The following is a 16,064-nucleotide window of genomic DNA, read 5'->3' as shown; positions in this document are numbered from 1 at the left end:
TCTAATGATTTTCAATAAGTTTTAACTGTGCTTCAATTTCACTTAAGAGACGATTCTGTTTGTTTAACTCCTCTCTCAACTCGATTGAAGGCCCTTGCTCCTCAAGAAAAATTGATTTTGTTCTTAAAAAATTTAAATCATCAAATTCTTTCTTTTCATCGTCTGATAATTCAGTTTCAACAGATTTTTTTAACAATTCATCCAACCTAATTGCACGTTCACTTTTTATATCGTTATAGGTATTTAGATGACGTAACAGTTTTTTTGCTAGCTCATTTCGAATATCTTCCGTACTACTAAATTCATGCTTATCAATAACAAATTCGATGTCACCAAAATGAGCAGGTATCTCCGCAGCATTGCTAGTAAGTATATAAATTGGAATTTTGGAGTCAAGATATCGAATACTTTTAATTAATTCTGAGCCAGTGTATGTTGCAATCCCAGTATGATTCAGTCGTTCATCAACTATGTACGAGACAATACTTTCAAAATTTTCTAGATGTTTCAACATGTCCGAAATATCTTGCTTGGGCATTATAGGAATCACGTCATATTTGTGATCATATATACGGTTCAAAGATCTCGTATATGTATCTATTGAAGCTTGTTCATCTTCGATGTAAATAATTTTCTCAGATTTCATTTTTTAGTTACCGGTAGAGTAAAAATAAATTCTGCACCACCAAGCTGGCAATTTGCAATCGCTGTAATTTGACCATTCATATGATCAACAACATGATTTCTAATGATTGCCAATCCCATACCTGTACCAATTACATTTCCTGTTAAATCCCTTTTGCCACTCTGCATTGGAAGAAACACATGCTCTTCCGTTCCTTGCTCCAGGCCGCATCCAGAATCTTTAAATCGCACTTCAAGTAGACCCATTTCAAGAGCAGAAAATTCAACTTGAATAATTCGGTGAGCCCTCTGAATTTTCTCCATAGCCCACAAAGAATTTGTAACTAAATTAATCGCTATACTTTCCCAATCTATTTCAAAGGCGTTTACATTGACATCGGATTCAACAATATCTTGAAACTTAAGTGACCATTGAACACCCATAGTGTCTAATGTTTCAGACATGAGACTGAAAACGTATCTGAATACGGTTGGAATATTTATTTTTTTTCTGGTTCTTTTATCTGGCTGAATATTTTTAAGTGCAAGACTAGAGAAATTTTCTATATATTTAATACTTTTTCTTATCGATTGCGCAGTATTGATGCAATCATCAAAATTAATTAGTCGTCTTCCAATTTTTGCATCGCTGATACTGTCAATAATTTCAGTAGCGTCTGTCGATGCCCTTGCAGAATGTTGTCTAATTTCGTGACCAAAACAGATCGTTAAAATCCCCAGAGATGCTAAATTTGATAACGTGTTTTTTTGTTCTTCAACATATGCTTTTTCAGATTCTAATGCGCTTACATACTGAAGTTCTACTGCGCGCTGTTTCTCTTGCGCCTCTTCAAACTCTGCCAATTTCTTTTTTAGAATTTCCTTTGTTGACGCCTGTTTCTTTTTTCCTTTTGGTTTTCGATTAGTAGTCGAAATAATTTTTTTAATGTTTTGAACCGCTTCATCAGTAGCTAATTTCGATTTGGCGAGAATTATGGCAAGCTCTTCCGACAAATCAGTGTTTTTGTCTCCAGCGGCATCTTTATGAGCCAAAATCTCAAAAGTGTCGATGATTTTCAAAATAAAAGTTCGTAGTTGAAAAAAGGCCTCATTTTCAACTAGCCCTTCTCGGTTCGCTTGATCATTTAAAATAGCATTTTTTTCTCTGGAAATTAACACCGCTCCCAGAATTTGGTTAGGTCCTATATGCCAATTCCCTTGCTTTAGGCCACTTGGATTTTGCGCCTTCCTATAGCCAATATCCAACCAATCTCCTTTGCCGGACGGTTCACCATAGGGTCGAACTCTAAAATGATCGCGGTAAATACGAAATCCGCGGTTTAGATCCATGAACCGTTTTAGATCACGCGAATTTAAGTCAACTTTTTTTATTATCTCGTGGGACTTTGTATCTTGTGAAATATAGTGAAATTCACATTCAATAGCACCAAAAAGTGGGCTGTTACCAGCCCCTTTTATCCACTCTTTCCAAGCCACTTTCTCTTGTTTAATATCTATTTGTTTTTGATTATTTGTGAAGACAGCTGATACGAATCCGTGTTCGTCAACTGCTGCCCTTACTTTCCAGCGAGCGGCGCTCAGAATTTTTTCAGAATTAATTACTTTTTCAGCTTTTTGACTCCCACGATTTGTTTTAATCTTAATCGAGAATTCATTTTCTGCTTGGAAAGGAGAGACCAATAGTCTCAATTCATTTTCGAGTTTATCTAGATATGAATCGTCCCAATTATCCTTAAGGCCAATTAAAACCATTCTTGTTCCAGAACTTTCTTTATCCCAAAAGAAATCACCATATTTATCTTTAATTGGTAAATCTACTTCGAAAATATCATGCTCGATGTCCGATAGCGACAAAGATGTATTTTCAAATTTTTTCCAATCAACGTCTAATTGAAGCGCCGTTTCCATTCCCTTTGTTTTGGTATAAACCACTAATTTTCTACAAAGACGGTCGATTCCTAAACGCCCTAATCCTTTAGCACCTGTCAGCACCCGATTTTTCTTTTGCGAATACCCAATTAAAGACTTGTTATCAGTTCCTATTTTTAGCCAATTTGAAAATAATGCGCTCTGATCCATACCATTGCCACTATCCTCAATTATTAACGTCGATACCGAAAAATCTCGAAGATGAAAATCAAGAGAGACGGTATCGGCGTCCGCATCATAAGAGTTTTTTATAAGTTCAGATATTGCAACTGTAGAATTGGAAATGCTTTCTCTTCCTAACTGCAGAGTAACTCGCGCAGAAAATTCAAATGGTCTTTTCTCTATTAATCGACGATTCATTTACTCTTCTCATTTTGAAGGTAGGGTATCTGTTTTACTGCACCTACAGTAAGGTGGCGACAGCGTATTCTGTCGTTCAAAAAAGCGTTGGTTTCCGGTGATTTGAGTATCTTTAATAAATTATTGCAGTCTTTAATTGTATTATTTTTGGGCTTAATAATAATCAAATGGTTTTCTACTGCTACCGGTTCTTTGCCAACAATAATAGCTCCTGATGCTCGGTATTTGTCTTGGGGGCTAGAGGTTCTCCTGATAACCACAAATGGCGGAGAAATAACAGTGCCCTGAAACTTACGTCGTTCATCAAACCGAATTATTGTCTTCCAAAGAGGGACATTTTTGGGGTGAATATATGGGTAAGATGGCCCTAATTCTGGATCACGATATGCAACGAGGCGACCAACAGAAACGTCAAAAAAATTGGAAATTGATACCGATGGCGAATATGAAATAGTATGCCAGTCAATGGTGCCCATTGAGTTGCGTATAACTCCTTGAAGCTTAAACACATCCACATCAGTTTTTGCATTGAACCGTCCAACAACTTGAATGTCTCCTGTGAAATGGTTTTCTACAAAATTGCGCCATCCATCGTAGCGACTTCCCGAGCGCAACACTTCCGGTAAAATTGCAGATATTTCGCAGTTGTCAGGCAAAATATTTGCGTAATGCTCAAAAATTATTCCAGCAGCGTTGACTTTTCCGGGGCGCCAAAAATCACGTTTAGGGGATGGCCAAATGGAGAATGGAGGGTTCATTATTATATGGGTAACATCTTTGACTTTCTCTGCGCTCACCTTTGTTGCATCGTATATCTCGATAAATGGAAAAAACGTAAGTGCTTTCTCAATTGAACAGTCTGGGCGGCACCCGCGATGGACTGCCTCTAAAATTAGACGCAGTTTCGTTGCTTCAACAAACGAGGGGTATAGATCGTAGCCTCGTAGTACTAATCCCCAATGCTTAAGTGTTTCGACAAGAGAATTTTGTATGTCTATTTGTCTTGAGCAAGCAATTAATAGGTTCCCTGCGCCGCATGTAGGATCTAGAATAACCGAGCGATTGCCAACCGGCAGTTTGAAACTTCTCGCAACCTCTGTGGCTAATTCGTCGCCAGTGAAGAAACTACCGGCTTGTCTCATATCCTTGATGCTAAGGACACTTCTCAAAACCACATCAATTTGGTCGAGATTAACCTGTGCTTTTAAGATCGACGAATCGAAGTTACACAACAACGAATCGAAAAGCGTTCGTAAATTACTATTATGATCGGAAAGCTGGTCCATTATTTTTTTGTTAAAGTCAGTTTGACTTTCTACTAATTAAACATTTTGTTAATTACAATAACATACCTAGTTTAATGATTAGCCTGTGGCTAAAATTAAACGGACTAACATCACTTAAAATATAAGTAATGCTGGTCCTTTTCAGTTTTTTCGTTAGAAATTTTGACAATCCCGCGAAATACAACTGTAATCCTTTTAAAAAAATCGGTAAAACTAATCTGTGGTGATCTTATCTGTTCTTAAGTAGAGCTCGTTCAACTTTATCTCTGTCGCAATACAAATGTTAGGGAATTTTTTTGCGAATCACTGAATCATTTTAGATTCTAAAAGGTATTAGATATGGGAGTTGCGCCATGTGGCAGCCAGGCTGCATCTTGAAAACAAATGAAAGCTTGCTGACTATAGACGCAAATACAAATCGCACTTGCTAAATAAAACCAGCGTTAGCGGACAATTGAAAACGGATTACTGCCATGACCTCGATCAGATCTTGGGCTACGCATCGTTTGATACGTCTGCAGTGAAGCAAGCAATTCTTTGCTATCAATCAAACCAACGTCAGAGTAAAAATCTTCGGCATACCGTTGCGTGCAGATGTGATGAGTGAGGCTAAACGGTTTGTGATTGATAATGTGTTCAGTTTGATGCGAAACCAACTTACACCCATGCGGTAAGTTGATTGCATACATATTTATCTACGGGCCTACCTTGGGCACATGCAATCACATCCCCAACGACCTTAGCAGCTCATCACTGGCATCGTCACCTCCTGCTGAAGCTGCCGGTGGTGTTGTGTTGGATTGGTTGGCCTGACTGGCTTGTTGCATGTCGAGTAAGGCATCTGGGTCGGTGATTTCGCTGGAGTCGAAGTCATGCAATTTAATGAATTCTGTGCGGTCGATGGCGAGTTCTAGATAGAAAATATTATTATTTTCGGTGAAGAAGGAGACGCGGCGGATTTCGGGACGGTCTAGCGGGGTGTCGACGCTAAGCATGACTTGTTTGTTCAGCACCAACATTTTGGGTTGGTTCTGGGTGATGTTGGTTTGCAGTTCTCTGCGGACCTTGCCGGTGAAATCGCCGACGATCTGGTTCATCAGTTCACCCAGGATATTCGAGACCTCGTCAGAGCTGAACGAGGAGGCGAGTTCGGACTTAGGCATGCCCATGCTCAGCATGTATTTCTCATAAATTTCTAAGGCGGCGTTGCCTGCAAAATTCAGTACGACCAGACCAGAAAATCCACCGTCAAACAAGACGAAGCAACCGATGTCAGGTTTCAGGCCGATCTTGGTTACGCGCTGCACCATAGCTGAATAATGAATCTTGCTTTGTGTCGCCACGTTCAATACGCGTGTGACTGAATTGCATAAACTGGTCAAGAGATCTTCTGTTCCGTAGACGACCATTTTTTCTTCTGTACTCATGAGCAACTCCTGAAAGATATTTCTTGGAAATTATTTTTATCTTATCCGCGCAGTGCGCGATCCGCTACTGATTGTGCGTCGTCTCGTCCTAAGCCGGATTCTGTTTCTTGCTGTGCTGGCGGGTCGGCGAGCGCCATGCGAAATAACACAATGCGGCTAAGCAGGCCTGCGATCTGTTCTCTAATCTGTTTTTTGTTGATTGACTCTGTCGGGGCTGGGTGAGCCGACGCCTCGGTCAGGGCTTTACGTAAGGCCATCAGTTCACGCTCAAGCTCACGTACCTGGAGCAGCGCCCGAAGCGCGGGGTCCTGCGTCTGATGTTGCGCGGGTAAGCCTTGTTCCAGCGCTTCGCTCTGTGGTGAAGAGGCTATGCCGGGCATGTCGTTCTCCTTTGCATGGCAGTGTTGCCGGGGACTTAACGCTGTGTCAGCCAGCTCGTTCAGACACGGTAATCCATAGAATTAGTTAAGAATATTCAATGGGACACGTGGCGTCCAGTTGTTTCACACTTTGTGTGCAATTTGCTGCCAGCTTATGCTTGTGATCTTAAGGGATTTGTTGCTGAATTGATCTTTATTTTTGATATGACATTCAGAAAGTGCTTAATCCGTATCGTAACTAACTCTCTTAAGCAATAAGTTGATCTGATTAGGGTCAACGACGAGTTAAATCTATAATCCGCGTTGGATTTATACCAAACGTACGCTTAATGATTAAATAAATTTGTTTTATAAAATTGTCGAATTTTATGAAAACTCTGCGTAGAAACTGTTCAATACGGTGACGCTAATTTGTCAGGAAATTGCCAGTGTTTCTGTCGTATTCATTAAATTCAATGCCATAAAACCTATTTATCTATAAATGGTTGACCTGGTTCTCTGGGATTTGAAAATATTTTGCTCTCTTGTTTTTGTGGGCTGGAAATTTTGGATTGAACCTTTGGACTTGTCCTAATTCAGTATCCAGAAATGCGCACAAAAACATAGCGGTCGCGCTACGAGCAGCGTCCGCAGCGATACAGAATATTCACAAGTTCCGCGACGAGTACATTAAAGACCAATCCGCTCCGGTCGAACATGTAGTCATCTTCGATGAAGCGCAACGATCTTGGGATCAAGAAAACACCTCCAAGTTCATGACCACCAAGAGAGGTCAAAAGAACTTCTCTCAATCCGAACCTGAATTTCTAATTAGCGTCATGGATAGGCACGCCGATTGGTGCGCGATCGTCGCGCTCATCGGCGGCGGTCAAGAAATCAATACCGGCGAGGCTGGCTTACAAGGTTGTCCGGCATATATTTCATTTCTCAGGCTGGACGCGACGCCAACAAAAGCTGGATCTGCTCTAACATTCCAGCGTCATTCTTACTAATGTTTTTTCTCAACTTTTTTTGCCACACCTTCAAGCACCCGCAAATCATCAGCGTCCGCAGCGGTTGCTTCCGCTTCACGCCTTGCCGCATCAAAGCTATCGTAGCGTGTTTGCGCTATCTGCTTCATTTGATCATTGCTGATTTTCCCCGCATTGTGCAAGATCGGCTTGTCATTAAATTCCAGAAGCTTATCTACGTTGCTACGCCAAAAATCTAGGCTTAGTTCTTTGCGGTCTTTGACGCGTAGTTCAGCTTGTTCTAAAAAGATGATGACGAGGCGGTTGAGTGTATCGACTTCATCGGCCGTTAAATAATTCTTTGCAACCACAACATCGTGTTTGCGTACACGTGTGCCGCTCCAAGTCGTGAGTGCCATATTGGGGGAGGTGGGATCGGCACGTGCTACGATGATTTCAGCAGCGGTTTGCTGTGTGACAGCGTACAGGAGTTTATTTTGTACTTCGGCAAAGAACACTTGTGCGGCGCTGTCACTGCTTTGATAGTCACTACTGAGTGCAAATAGATCGCGAACTTTTTGATAAAAACGCTTTTCTGAAGCGCGAATATCACGGATGCGTGCCAGAAGTTCGTCAAAATAATCCCACCCACTTGGGTTTTTCAGGCGTTCGTCATCCATGACGAAGCCTTTAAGCAGATATTCTGAGAGATGAGCGCTAGCCCATTGGCGAAATTGATTGCCGCGTGGCGAACGGACACGGTAGCCAATAGCCAAGATCATCGCCAAACTGTAGAGTGTGGTGCTACGTTTGACTTGGCGATTGCCTTCGGTTTGAACTGTCAAGGATTCCTTGACAGTTGCGTTCTCGTCTAATTCTTTGTCTTCAAGAATGTTCTTTGCATGCAAGCTGACATTTTGCTTGGTGGTAGCGAACAACTCTGCTATCTCTAACTGAGTCAGCCATACATTACCATCTTCCGCTCTGAGTTGAATTCGAACTAAGCCATCTTCTGTTTGGTAAAGAACGAGTTCACTCATGCTAAGACATCCTTGTTTAGGCTGAAGAAGGTTGAAGAGGTCAGCATCGATTAAATGTTAATCGCAGCCGACTCTTTCTATTTAGTAAGTTAGTTCCGATCATAATTCCACAGCCACCTTATGGCTTTCAATAATCCCACGAAACGCCACCTCCACAGACGCCCAATCAACCAAATCAACTCTAAACGGCAAAGCCGATTCAGTGAAATCTTCTGACATTGCGGCGAGCAAATTGATTGCTAAAGGCGTCTCACCAATAATCGCAATATCCAAGTCGGAATAGGGTTTGGCTTGATGCTTGGCGCGTGAGCCAAAGACCCAAATGGTTTTATTCGGGATATGTTTCTGTAAGATCGCTGCGACGATTTTCCATTGCTCCGGTGTGATCGCGATGTCGGGTAAGGGGTTCATGCTTAACGTTATCCTTTGGTGCGCTGGCTGAGTTCTTTGTGTAGCGCTTGGCCTTCTAGCAAAAAATCAGGGATGATTTGCATGACGGCGATGGCTTTGGATTCGTCATAAGTGTGGCTAGTGATACTGCGCGCTTGACGGTAGTTTTTCCACATATCCCAGCCGTTACGCAGTAGTCCTTGTTCGCTTCCTGTTCTAACCAAATCGGGGAAGGCAAGTTCGTCTATTTCTACTGGGTTAGGTGAGGCTAATTCTAGATAACGCTTGAGCATCTTGTGTGATAGCTCATAGCAGAATTCAAATCGTTGAATACAGGCGTCACGGTAAAGCGAGTTTTGGGGTTCGGCAGCATTGGCTTGCAAGGCCTCATCAAGGCGTTTCAAAGCATTTTCTAGTGAACTGAGATCGAGTTGAATTGCCATTGTTGCTCCGCGAGTACTCTTCAAACTTACATGCAATAAAAAAGCCCGGCAAATTTGCAGGGCTTCTTTGATACTGAACTATATCAAACGTCAATATTCCCAGCCCGCAGCGCATTCGACTCAATAAACGCTCTGCGTGGTTCTACGTCATCGCCCATCAGCGTAGTAAAGATTTGATCCGCAGCAATCGCGTCTTCGATCTGTACTTTGAGCAGGCGGCGTACGGTTGGGTCCATGGTGGTTTCCCACAATTGGCTTGGGTTCATTTCGCCCAGTCCTTTGTAGCGCTGTTTGCTGACGCCGCGTTCGGCTTCGTCGCGCAGCCAGAGCATGGCGTGGTGGAAATCTTGTACGGCGATTTCTTTCATGCGTTCGCCTTCGCCACGACGGATGAAGGCGCCTTCGCCTAACAGGCCTTTGAAGGTCTGTGCGGCGGCTTCGAGTACTTTGTAATCGGTGCTGTCGACGAAATCGGCGTCGATGCTGCTGACTTTGATATTGCCGTGGTACAGACGTTCTATCCGCAGGCTGAGCATGCCTGAGAGTTCATCGCTGCGTACGACGGCTTTGACGGCTGGGTCGTTGATGGCGGCGGTGAGTTCTTGGGCGGATTGTTCTGCGTGTTCTACGCTGTCCATTTTGAGCGTGACGCCGGTCATGATGGCGGTCAGTGCAGCGCGGTCGATAACGCGGGTAAGGCGCATCATGATGGCGTTAGCCAGATTGTATTGACGTACCAGTTCACCGAGAGCTTCGCCGGAGATCGGGTCTGCGCCTGTGCTTGGGGTGAGTGCTGCGCCGGTGAGGGCGACGGTCATCATGTAGGTGGCTTCTTCGGCGTCGTCTTTGAGGTAGCGCTCATCGCGACCTGCTTTGACTTTATACAGCGGTGGTTGCGCGATGTAGATGTGACCGCGCTCGACCAGTTGTGGCATCTGACGATAGAACAAGGTCAGCAACAGCGTACGGATGTGGGCGCCGTCGACGTCGGCATCGGTCATGATGATGATGCGGTGATAGCGCAGTTTGTCGACGTTGAATTCGTCGGGGCCGATACTGGTGCCCAGCGTGGCGATCAGGGTAGTGATCTGTTCGCTGGAGAGCATTTTTTCAAAGCGGGCTTTTTCTACGTTCAGGACTTTACCGCGCAGTGGCAGGATCGCCTGGAACTTACGGTCGCGGCCTTGTTTGGCAGAGCCGCCCGCGGAGTCACCTTCGACGATGTACAGTTCGCAGAGAGCGGGATCTTTTTCCTGGCAATCCGCGAGTTTAGACGACAAGCCTAGGCCGTCCATGACGCCTTTACGACGTGTCAGTTCGCGGGCTTTGCGGGCTGCTTCGCGGGCACGTGAGGCTTCGACGATTTTGCCGCAAATGATTTTGGCGTCGTTCGGTTTTTCTGCGAGGTAGTCGGTCAGCGTTTTGGCAACGATCTCTTCGACCGGGCCGCGCACTTCAGACGAAACTAATTTGTCTTTGGTCTGAGAGCTGAATTTTGGCTCTGGGACTTTGACGGAGAGTACGCAGGTGAGGCCTTCGCGCATGTCGTCGCCGGTGACTTCGACCTTGGCTTTTTTGGCGTATTCGTGTTCTTCAATATACTTGTTGATGACACGGGTCATCGCAGCGCGCAGGCCGGTCAGATGGGTGCCACCATCGCGTTGCGGGATGTTATTGGTGAAGCAGAGTACCTGTTCGTTGTAGGCGTCGTTCCATTGCATGGAGACGTCGACGGTGATGTTGGTGCCCTGGTCGGAAACTTTTTCGCCGGTTGCCTGAAAAATCGTCGGGTGCAGGACGCTCTTGTTTTTGTTGATGTACTCAACGAAACCGCGAGTGCCGCCTTCGAAGGCAAATAATTCTTCTTTGCCAGTGCGATGGTCGTTCAATTTAATGCGCACACCGTTATTCAGGAAGGACAATTCACGGATACGTTTTGCCAGAATTTCGTAGTGGAATTCGACATGTGTGAAGATTTCTTCATCGGCCCAAAAATGAACTTCGGTACCGCGTTTGTCGGTTTCGCCGATGACTTTGATCGGTGAGCAGAGTACGCCGTCGATAGTTTCTACTTCGCGATTTTGCGGTACGCCACGGACAAATTCCATGGCGTATTGTTTGCCGTCGCGACGGATGGTGAGCTTGAGTAATTTAGACAGACCATTCACGCAAGAGACACCCACACCGTGCAGACCGCCTGAAACTTTATACGAGTTTTGATCGAACTTACCACCGGCATGCAGCTCAGTCATGACGATTTCAGCGGCGCTGCGCTTAGGTTCGTGCTTGTCATCCCATTTGATACCGGTCGGAATGCCGCGGCCATTATCGGTAATGGAGATGGAGTTGTCGGTATGGATGGTCACGTTGATCTCAGTACAGTGACCTGCCAGCGATTCATCAATCGAGTTATCTAAAACTTCGAATACGAGGTGGTGCAAACCGGTGCCATCAGAAGTATCGCCAATGTACATGCCGGGGCGTTTCCGCACGGCTTCTAGACCTTCGAGAATTTGAATGGACGAAGCGCCATAACCAGCGGATGTGGCAGATTCCGTGACTGGTTTTTCTGGTGATGGCGTTGCTGTGTTGTCTTGGGTGTTCTCGGACATGGCTACCTTCTGTATTAGGGTGTTGCTTGTTCTGACTGATATAGGGTGCTAAAAATACTCAAAAAAGTACTTCAGCCCGGTCCCGCAAGCGGGATCGGGGTATTACCTCAGGATTTAAATCCGCATTGGCATGACGACATATTTAAAGTCGGTGTTGTCAGGGATCGTGATCAGTGCTGATGAATTCGAATCACCCAGAGCGATATTGATTTGATCGACTTTCAGGTTGTTCAATACATCGAGCAGATAGGTCACGTTGAAGCCGATATCGACACTGTCGCCACCGTAGTCGATTTCGATTTCTTCGACCGCTTCTTCCTGGTCGGCATTGGTGGACATGATCTGCATGCTGCCTGGTGTGACTACACAACGCACGCCTTTGAACTTGTCACTGGTCATGATTGCTGCGCGTTGCAGCGAGCGCAGTAATTGTTCGCGACCCAGAGTGAAATTGTTTTTGTAACCCTTAGGGATCACGCGGTTGAAGTCAGGGAATTTGCCTTCGACCAGTTTGGAAATCAATTCGATATCGGCGAACGTCAGTTTGACCTGATTGTTGGCGATGTCGAGTTGTACCAGATCGTCTTTGTCTTCGAGCAGGCGTTGCAATTCGATAATCGTTTTGCGCGGAATGATGACTTCTTGACGCGGGAATTCCTGTTCGACTTCGACCTGACAAAATGCCAGACGATGGCCGTCGGTCGCTACGGCGATCACGTTTTTGCCATCGACCACGAGCAACAGACCATTCAGGTAGTAACGAATGTCTTGCTGTGCCATGGAGAAGTGCACCATGTTAAACAGATGCTTCAGGGTTTTTTGCGGCAGGCTGACGCTGGCATTGAAATGCTCTGCTTGCGCAACCGTCGGAAACTCTTCTGCGGCCAGGGTTTGCAGCGAGAAGCGGGACTTGCCTGCCTGTACCGTCATTTTTTTGTTGTCGAGCTTGAGCACGACATCATTGTCGTCCGGCAGCGCACGCAAAATATCGAGCAGCTTGCGGGCGGCAACCGTGGTGGCAGTGACGTCACCACCAGAGCCGATTTCGGCATGCGTGGTGATCTGAACTTCGATGTCGGTCGACAAGAAGGAAACTTTTTCTCCGTCTTTGCGGATGAGGATATTGGCCAGAATCGGCAATGTGTGCCGACGCTCGACAATACCACTCACGATTTGCAGTGGCCGGAGTATGGTGTCCCGGTGGGTTTTAACCAATTGCATGTGTATATCCTCGCTAAATTTGTAATTAATAAAGGATGCTGAACTGAACTTCTTATCGTTGCTACTTTATTGCTTTTATTACTTATGCCTGGCATTGCCTTGCGCAGTGTTGATGCGGTTTTCAGAGCATTTATGGCCTGGGAGCCGCACCAACATTGCGTGATGCAATTTAATTTTTACGAATCCACTTTTTATCAATTCGTTTTACTAACTTGTTGCTTTACTTTAATCAATTGCCCGTTGACGGGCTGCTCGGTTTTTGTAGGGTGTGCTTGCGCATCGGATGTGCTGCAGCGTTTGCCTGTGCGTATGGCGCACCCCACGTATTTCATTAACCCTTCAGAGTTTGCTCCAGTACGTGTAACTCGTGGTTGCATTCCGGGTTCTTGCCGCGATCCGCTGCGATCTTGCGCACTGCGTGCAAGACTGTGGTGTGATCGCGCCCGCCAAACAATTCGCCAATTTCTGGCAAACTCTTTTGCGTCAATTCTTTGGCCAGATACATCGCAATCTGGCGCGGTCTGGCGATATTGGCCGGACGTTTTTTCGAATACATGTCAGCAACTTTGATGTTGAAAAAGTCGGCGACCGTTTTCTGAATATTCTCGACCGAGATCTGGCGGTTCTGCACCGACAACAAATCTTTCAGCGCTTCTTTGACAACGTCGATCGTGATCTCTTTGCCGTGGAAGCGCGAGTAAGCCAGAATCTTGCGCAGCGCACCTTCGAGTTCGCGTACGTTCGAGCGCAGATGCTTGGCGACGAAGAAGGCGACGTCGTCAGAAAAATGTACACCTTCGGAGTGCGCTTTTTTCAGCAAAATCGCGACGCGCATTTCGAGTTCCGGCGGTTCAATCGCAACGGTCAGGCCGGAGTCAAAACGCGAAATCAGGCGATCATCCATGCCGGTGATTTCTTTCGGATACGTATCGCTGGTGATGATGATTTGCTTCTTGGCGGCGATCAGTGCTTCAAACGCGTAAAAGAATTCTTCCTGTGTACGGCTTTTGCCGCCAAAGAATTGAATATCATCGATCAGCAACAGGTCGAGCGAATGGTAATAGCGCTTGAACTCATCAAACCCCTTGCGCTGGTAAGCAGTCACTACGTCGCGCACATATTGTTCTGCGTGGATGTAGCGAATCCGCGCATTAGGATTATCGACCAGAATCTGGTTACCAATCGCGTGGATCAAATGCGTTTTACCCAAGCCTACGCCACCATATAAGAACAGCGGGTTGTAGGACACGCCAGGATTGTTCGCGACCTGAATCGCGGCAGCGCGTGCCAACTGATTGGCCTTACCCGTCACGAAGCTGTCAAAGGTCAGATCGACATTGATACGGCTTTGGTCACGACGCGGCGTTGGTTCGGCAACAGGCTCTGGCATGTGTTGAGGCATGTGCCCGGAGACGTCGTCGTGTTGCGATAATTCGCGGTGGTTTGATCCATTCGACGAGGTACCATTTTGTCCGCTTGGAGCAGGTTTTTTATTGCCGCGTGGATCGAGTACGAACTGCACATCGATCGGTTCATCCCAGAACTGGGCGGCAAGTTCGGTGATGCGGCCGGCGAACTGGGTTTTGACCCAGTCAAGTTTAAAACGGTTAGGCGCGGCAATACGCAGCCGGCCGTCTTCAAAATCGAGCGGAGCCAGCGGTTTGATCCAGGCGCTATACTGCTGCGGCGTTAACTCCTGCTCTAATTGGGACGAGCAGGCTTGCCAGAAATTTTCCATGTATTCACTTATGTTCGATGCTGATGTGATTCCCTGTCAAAATCATCCGGGCCTGAGTGAGTATCCCGGCAACTAAGCTGAGACAACAACGACACGTATGATTGAGACATGGAATGAGACTGACACGCGGACTGGAACGGCAACAAGCTACGTTTGGATGGGCTTCGGTCAATCGAAGGCAACTCTGGAGTAGATAAACAAGACCTTGGGCGTTATTTAAAATGTTGTCGTTAGTGCAAATCAGTCATGCCACACTAATCCGCTATTCTACCCTTGCCAGCCAGAGTTATCCACAGGCTGAGCAGTAAATTTATGAGGCCGGTATAAAACTGGCGTTGCGGCTACCTGTTGCTATTGTGTACTTAATTTGTGTCAGTGGTAGCAGCAGGTCTTGCTATGAAAATGTGGTAAAAGACCTCATGATTGCTTGTCAGTAGTGACTATGACATGATGAAAAAATGTGCTAAGTGATTGACACGTAAGCCAAAAATGGTGTCTAATTCAGGGTTCCCTACCCTCTTTTAGTTGATGGTGCATTGTTGTTGAATTAGATGCAGCACACCGAGCAGCGGTTTTGGGGCAGTAAAGGTGAAAAGCCTGACGTAGGAATTAACTTAAGCCTTTACCCGTAATTCCGATTTTTTATTTGCTCAAATAGCGAGACCAACATGAAACGTACTTACCAACCTTCCGTCGTTCGCCGCAAGCGCACTCACGGTTTCCGCGCACGCATGGCAACCCGTGGCGGCCGCGCTGTATTGAACGCACGTCGTGCCAAAGGCCGCAAGCGTTTGGCAGCTTGATCCATCAAGCCATAATCAGCGGCAGCGTTGGTTGGTGGCATGAATTGGCATGACTCTATTATGCTCAATGCAATGACACCAGCAAACGCAAGCGATGATTTTGCACGCGCTCGGCGCATCGTTAAAACGGATGAATTTTCATCCGTTTTTCGTTTGCGCCCGGTACAAAGAACCGCGCACTTTGTTTTGTATGCAAGACCCAACGATCTGCCGAATGCCAGACTGGGTGTGGTTGCAGCGAAACGGTTTGCACCACGTGCAGTGACGCGTAATACGATTAAACGTGTCACCAGAGAAATTTTTCGCTGTTCGTCGCTGGTAAACGTGGATTGTATTGTGCGTTTGTCCAAGCCGGTCAATACGAAGTCTGGTCCTGCGACGACAGCCCGCCTCAAGCAAGAGTTGCGGGCTGAAATTGTACGTCTGTTCGCTGCGCAGCAATTGTCTGCTCAGCCGATGCGGCCTTCATTAGCGCCGCCTGCACCATGATGAATCCCGTGAAATCCTTGTTGCTGTTCTTGCTGCGGGTATATAAATTCGCGATTAGTCCCATGCTGGGACAAAATTGCCGCTTTTATCCTAGTTGCTCGGACTATGCAGCAGAAGCGATTCGCGAACATGGCGCCGCTAAAGGCAGTTTGCTGGCAGGCAAGCGTTTGTGCAAATGTCACCCCTGGCATCCGGGTGGCGTGGATCTGGTGCCACAAAAAACGCCGCAAGCGTCAGAAAAATCTGAAAAATATAGATTCATCCCCACATCCGACGGACGTTCCACTCACAGTCGCAGTTTGCTGACCTGGTCAAAACGTTCTGGTTCTTCTTTTAAATCTCTCTGTTAAA

15 protein-coding genes are annotated in these 16,064 nt (G+C 45.9%); 4 read left to right on the top strand and 11 right to left on the bottom strand.

The window, feature by feature from the left end; genetic code table 11:
* Position 1 precedes the first annotated feature (1 nt).
* From ACO0K3_RS11230 to ACO0K3_RS11210, 5 genes are all read right to left on the bottom strand, one after another.
* The gene (locus tag ACO0K3_RS11230; RefSeq protein ID WP_422984593.1) at positions 2-646 is read right to left on the bottom strand and encodes a hypothetical protein; all 645 of its coding nucleotides are present in this window, start codon (positions 644-646) and stop codon (positions 2-4) included.
* Positions 643-2,934 carry an ATP-binding protein gene (locus tag ACO0K3_RS11225; protein ID WP_422984591.1) on the bottom strand — a complete coding sequence of 764 codons (2,292 nt, stop codon included), beginning with the start codon at positions 2,932-2,934 and terminating at the stop codon, positions 643-645. The genes ACO0K3_RS11230 and ACO0K3_RS11225 overlap by 4 nt, the downstream gene beginning before the upstream one ends.
* Entirely contained in the window at positions 2,931-4,220 is a 1,290-nt protein-coding gene (locus ACO0K3_RS11220) for an N-6 DNA methylase (protein ID WP_422984589.1), read from the bottom strand. Before ACO0K3_RS11220 ends, ACO0K3_RS11225 begins: the two co-directional genes overlap by 4 nt.
* Before the next feature lie 722 nt (positions 4,221-4,942).
* Positions 4,943-5,647 carry a DUF3334 family protein gene (locus tag ACO0K3_RS11215; protein ID WP_422984587.1) on the bottom strand — a complete coding sequence of 235 codons (705 nt, stop codon included), beginning with the start codon at positions 5,645-5,647 and terminating at the stop codon, positions 4,943-4,945.
* Between the two features lie 41 nt (positions 5,648-5,688).
* Positions 5,689-6,027, bottom strand: coding sequence for a hypothetical protein (locus tag ACO0K3_RS11210; RefSeq protein ID WP_422984585.1), 339 nt, complete (start codon positions 6,025-6,027; stop codon positions 5,689-5,691).
* A gap of 551 nt (positions 6,028-6,578) precedes the next feature.
* On the opposite strand from ACO0K3_RS11210, the gene ACO0K3_RS11205 reads away from it, so the two are divergent.
* Entirely contained in the window at positions 6,579-7,019 is a 441-nt protein-coding gene (locus ACO0K3_RS11205) for a DNA/RNA helicase domain-containing protein (protein WP_422984583.1), read from the top strand.
* On the opposite strand, the gene ACO0K3_RS11200 is transcribed toward ACO0K3_RS11205, so the two are convergent.
* From ACO0K3_RS11200 to dnaA, 6 genes are all read right to left on the bottom strand, one after another.
* The gene (locus ACO0K3_RS11200; RefSeq protein WP_422984581.1) at positions 7,016-8,017 is read right to left on the bottom strand and encodes a virulence RhuM family protein; all 1,002 of its coding nucleotides are present in this window, start codon (positions 8,015-8,017) and stop codon (positions 7,016-7,018) included. The genes ACO0K3_RS11205 and ACO0K3_RS11200 overlap by 4 nt on opposite strands.
* Before the next feature lie 99 nt (positions 8,018-8,116).
* Positions 8,117-8,428, bottom strand: a complete 312-nt coding sequence (locus ACO0K3_RS11195; protein WP_422984579.1) for a nucleotidyltransferase family protein — start codon at positions 8,426-8,428, stop codon at positions 8,117-8,119.
* 8 nt (positions 8,429-8,436) lie between these two features.
* Positions 8,437-8,850 carry a nucleotidyltransferase substrate binding protein gene (locus tag ACO0K3_RS11190; RefSeq protein WP_422984577.1) on the bottom strand — a complete coding sequence of 138 codons (414 nt, stop codon included), beginning with the start codon at positions 8,848-8,850 and terminating at the stop codon, positions 8,437-8,439.
* A gap of 83 nt (positions 8,851-8,933) precedes the next feature.
* A complete protein-coding gene (gene gyrB, locus ACO0K3_RS11185; RefSeq protein ID WP_422984575.1) occupies positions 8,934-11,462 on the bottom strand; it encodes a DNA topoisomerase (ATP-hydrolyzing) subunit B in 2,529 nt (842 codons plus the stop codon).
* Positions 11,463-11,576: 114 nt separating this feature from the next.
* Entirely contained in the window at positions 11,577-12,683 is a 1,107-nt protein-coding gene (gene dnaN / locus ACO0K3_RS11180) for a DNA polymerase III subunit beta (RefSeq protein ID WP_422955079.1), read from the bottom strand.
* A 331-nt stretch (positions 12,684-13,014) separates the two neighbouring features.
* Positions 13,015-14,421, bottom strand: coding sequence for a chromosomal replication initiator protein DnaA (gene dnaA, locus ACO0K3_RS11175; protein WP_422984573.1), 1,407 nt, complete (start codon positions 14,419-14,421; stop codon positions 13,015-13,017).
* 668 nt (positions 14,422-15,089) lie between these two features.
* Here dnaA and rpmH point away from each other — a divergent pair.
* Genes rpmH through yidD form a run of 3 tightly spaced genes read left to right on the top strand, consistent with a single transcriptional unit; the run spans position 15,090 to position 16,063 of the window.
* Complete coding sequence (gene rpmH / locus ACO0K3_RS11170; RefSeq protein ID WP_061535510.1) at positions 15,090-15,224, top strand: 50S ribosomal protein L34; 135 nt, start codon at positions 15,090-15,092, stop codon at positions 15,222-15,224.
* A 60-nt stretch (positions 15,225-15,284) separates the two neighbouring features.
* Positions 15,285-15,713 (top strand): ribonuclease P protein component, encoded by a 429-nt coding sequence (locus tag ACO0K3_RS11165; RefSeq protein WP_422984571.1) that lies wholly within the window; start codon positions 15,285-15,287, stop codon positions 15,711-15,713.
* Positions 15,710-16,063 (top strand): membrane protein insertion efficiency factor YidD, encoded by a 354-nt coding sequence (yidD, locus tag ACO0K3_RS11160; RefSeq protein WP_422984569.1) that lies wholly within the window; start codon positions 15,710-15,712, stop codon positions 16,061-16,063. Before ACO0K3_RS11165 ends, yidD begins: the two co-directional genes overlap by 4 nt.
* The last annotated feature ends 1 nt before the right edge of the window (position 16,064 follow it).

The organism is Undibacterium sp. Rencai35W, from assembly GCF_049340185.1.
Lineage (GTDB): Bacteria > Pseudomonadota > Gammaproteobacteria > Burkholderiales > Burkholderiaceae_D > Undibacterium.
Note: the sequence above shows the minus strand (reverse complement) of the source record. Positions and strands in the feature narration are given on the sequence as shown.

Bases quoted from the DNA above. Each gene is read 5' to 3' on its own strand.
- ACO0K3_RS11225 (WP_422984591.1), bottom strand. From the start codon at position 2,934: ATGAATCGTCGATTAATAGAGAAAAGACCATTTGAATTTTCTGCGCGA.
- ACO0K3_RS11190 (WP_422984577.1), bottom strand. From the start codon at position 8,850: ATGGCAATTCAACTCGATCTCAGTTCACTAGAAAATGCTTTGAAACGC.
- ACO0K3_RS11200 (WP_422984581.1), bottom strand. From the start codon at position 8,017: ATGAGTGAACTCGTTCTTTACCAAACAGAAGATGGCTTAGTTCGAATT.
- dnaA (WP_422984573.1), bottom strand. From the start codon at position 14,421: ATGGAAAATTTCTGGCAAGCCTGCTCGTCCCAATTAGAGCAGGAGTTA.
- ACO0K3_RS11195 (WP_422984579.1), bottom strand. From the start codon at position 8,428: ATGAACCCCTTACCCGACATCGCGATCACACCGGAGCAATGGAAAATC.
- ACO0K3_RS11165 (WP_422984571.1), top strand. From the start codon at position 15,285: ATGCTCAATGCAATGACACCAGCAAACGCAAGCGATGATTTTGCACGC.
- rpmH (WP_061535510.1), top strand. From the start codon at position 15,090: ATGAAACGTACTTACCAACCTTCCGTCGTTCGCCGCAAGCGCACTCAC.
- dnaN (WP_422955079.1), bottom strand. From the start codon at position 12,683: ATGCAATTGGTTAAAACCCACCGGGACACCATACTCCGGCCACTGCAA.
- ACO0K3_RS11220 (WP_422984589.1), bottom strand. From the start codon at position 4,220: ATGGACCAGCTTTCCGATCATAATAGTAATTTACGAACGCTTTTCGAT.
- ACO0K3_RS11215 (WP_422984587.1), bottom strand. From the start codon at position 5,647: ATGAGTACAGAAGAAAAAATGGTCGTCTACGGAACAGAAGATCTCTTG.
- ACO0K3_RS11210 (WP_422984585.1), bottom strand. From the start codon at position 6,027: ATGCCCGGCATAGCCTCTTCACCACAGAGCGAAGCGCTGGAACAAGGC.
- ACO0K3_RS11230 (WP_422984593.1), bottom strand. From the start codon at position 646: ATGAAATCTGAGAAAATTATTTACATCGAAGATGAACAAGCTTCAATA.
- gyrB (WP_422984575.1), bottom strand. From the start codon at position 11,462: ATGTCCGAGAACACCCAAGACAACACAGCAACGCCATCACCAGAAAAA.
- yidD (WP_422984569.1), top strand. From the start codon at position 15,710: ATGATGAATCCCGTGAAATCCTTGTTGCTGTTCTTGCTGCGGGTATAT.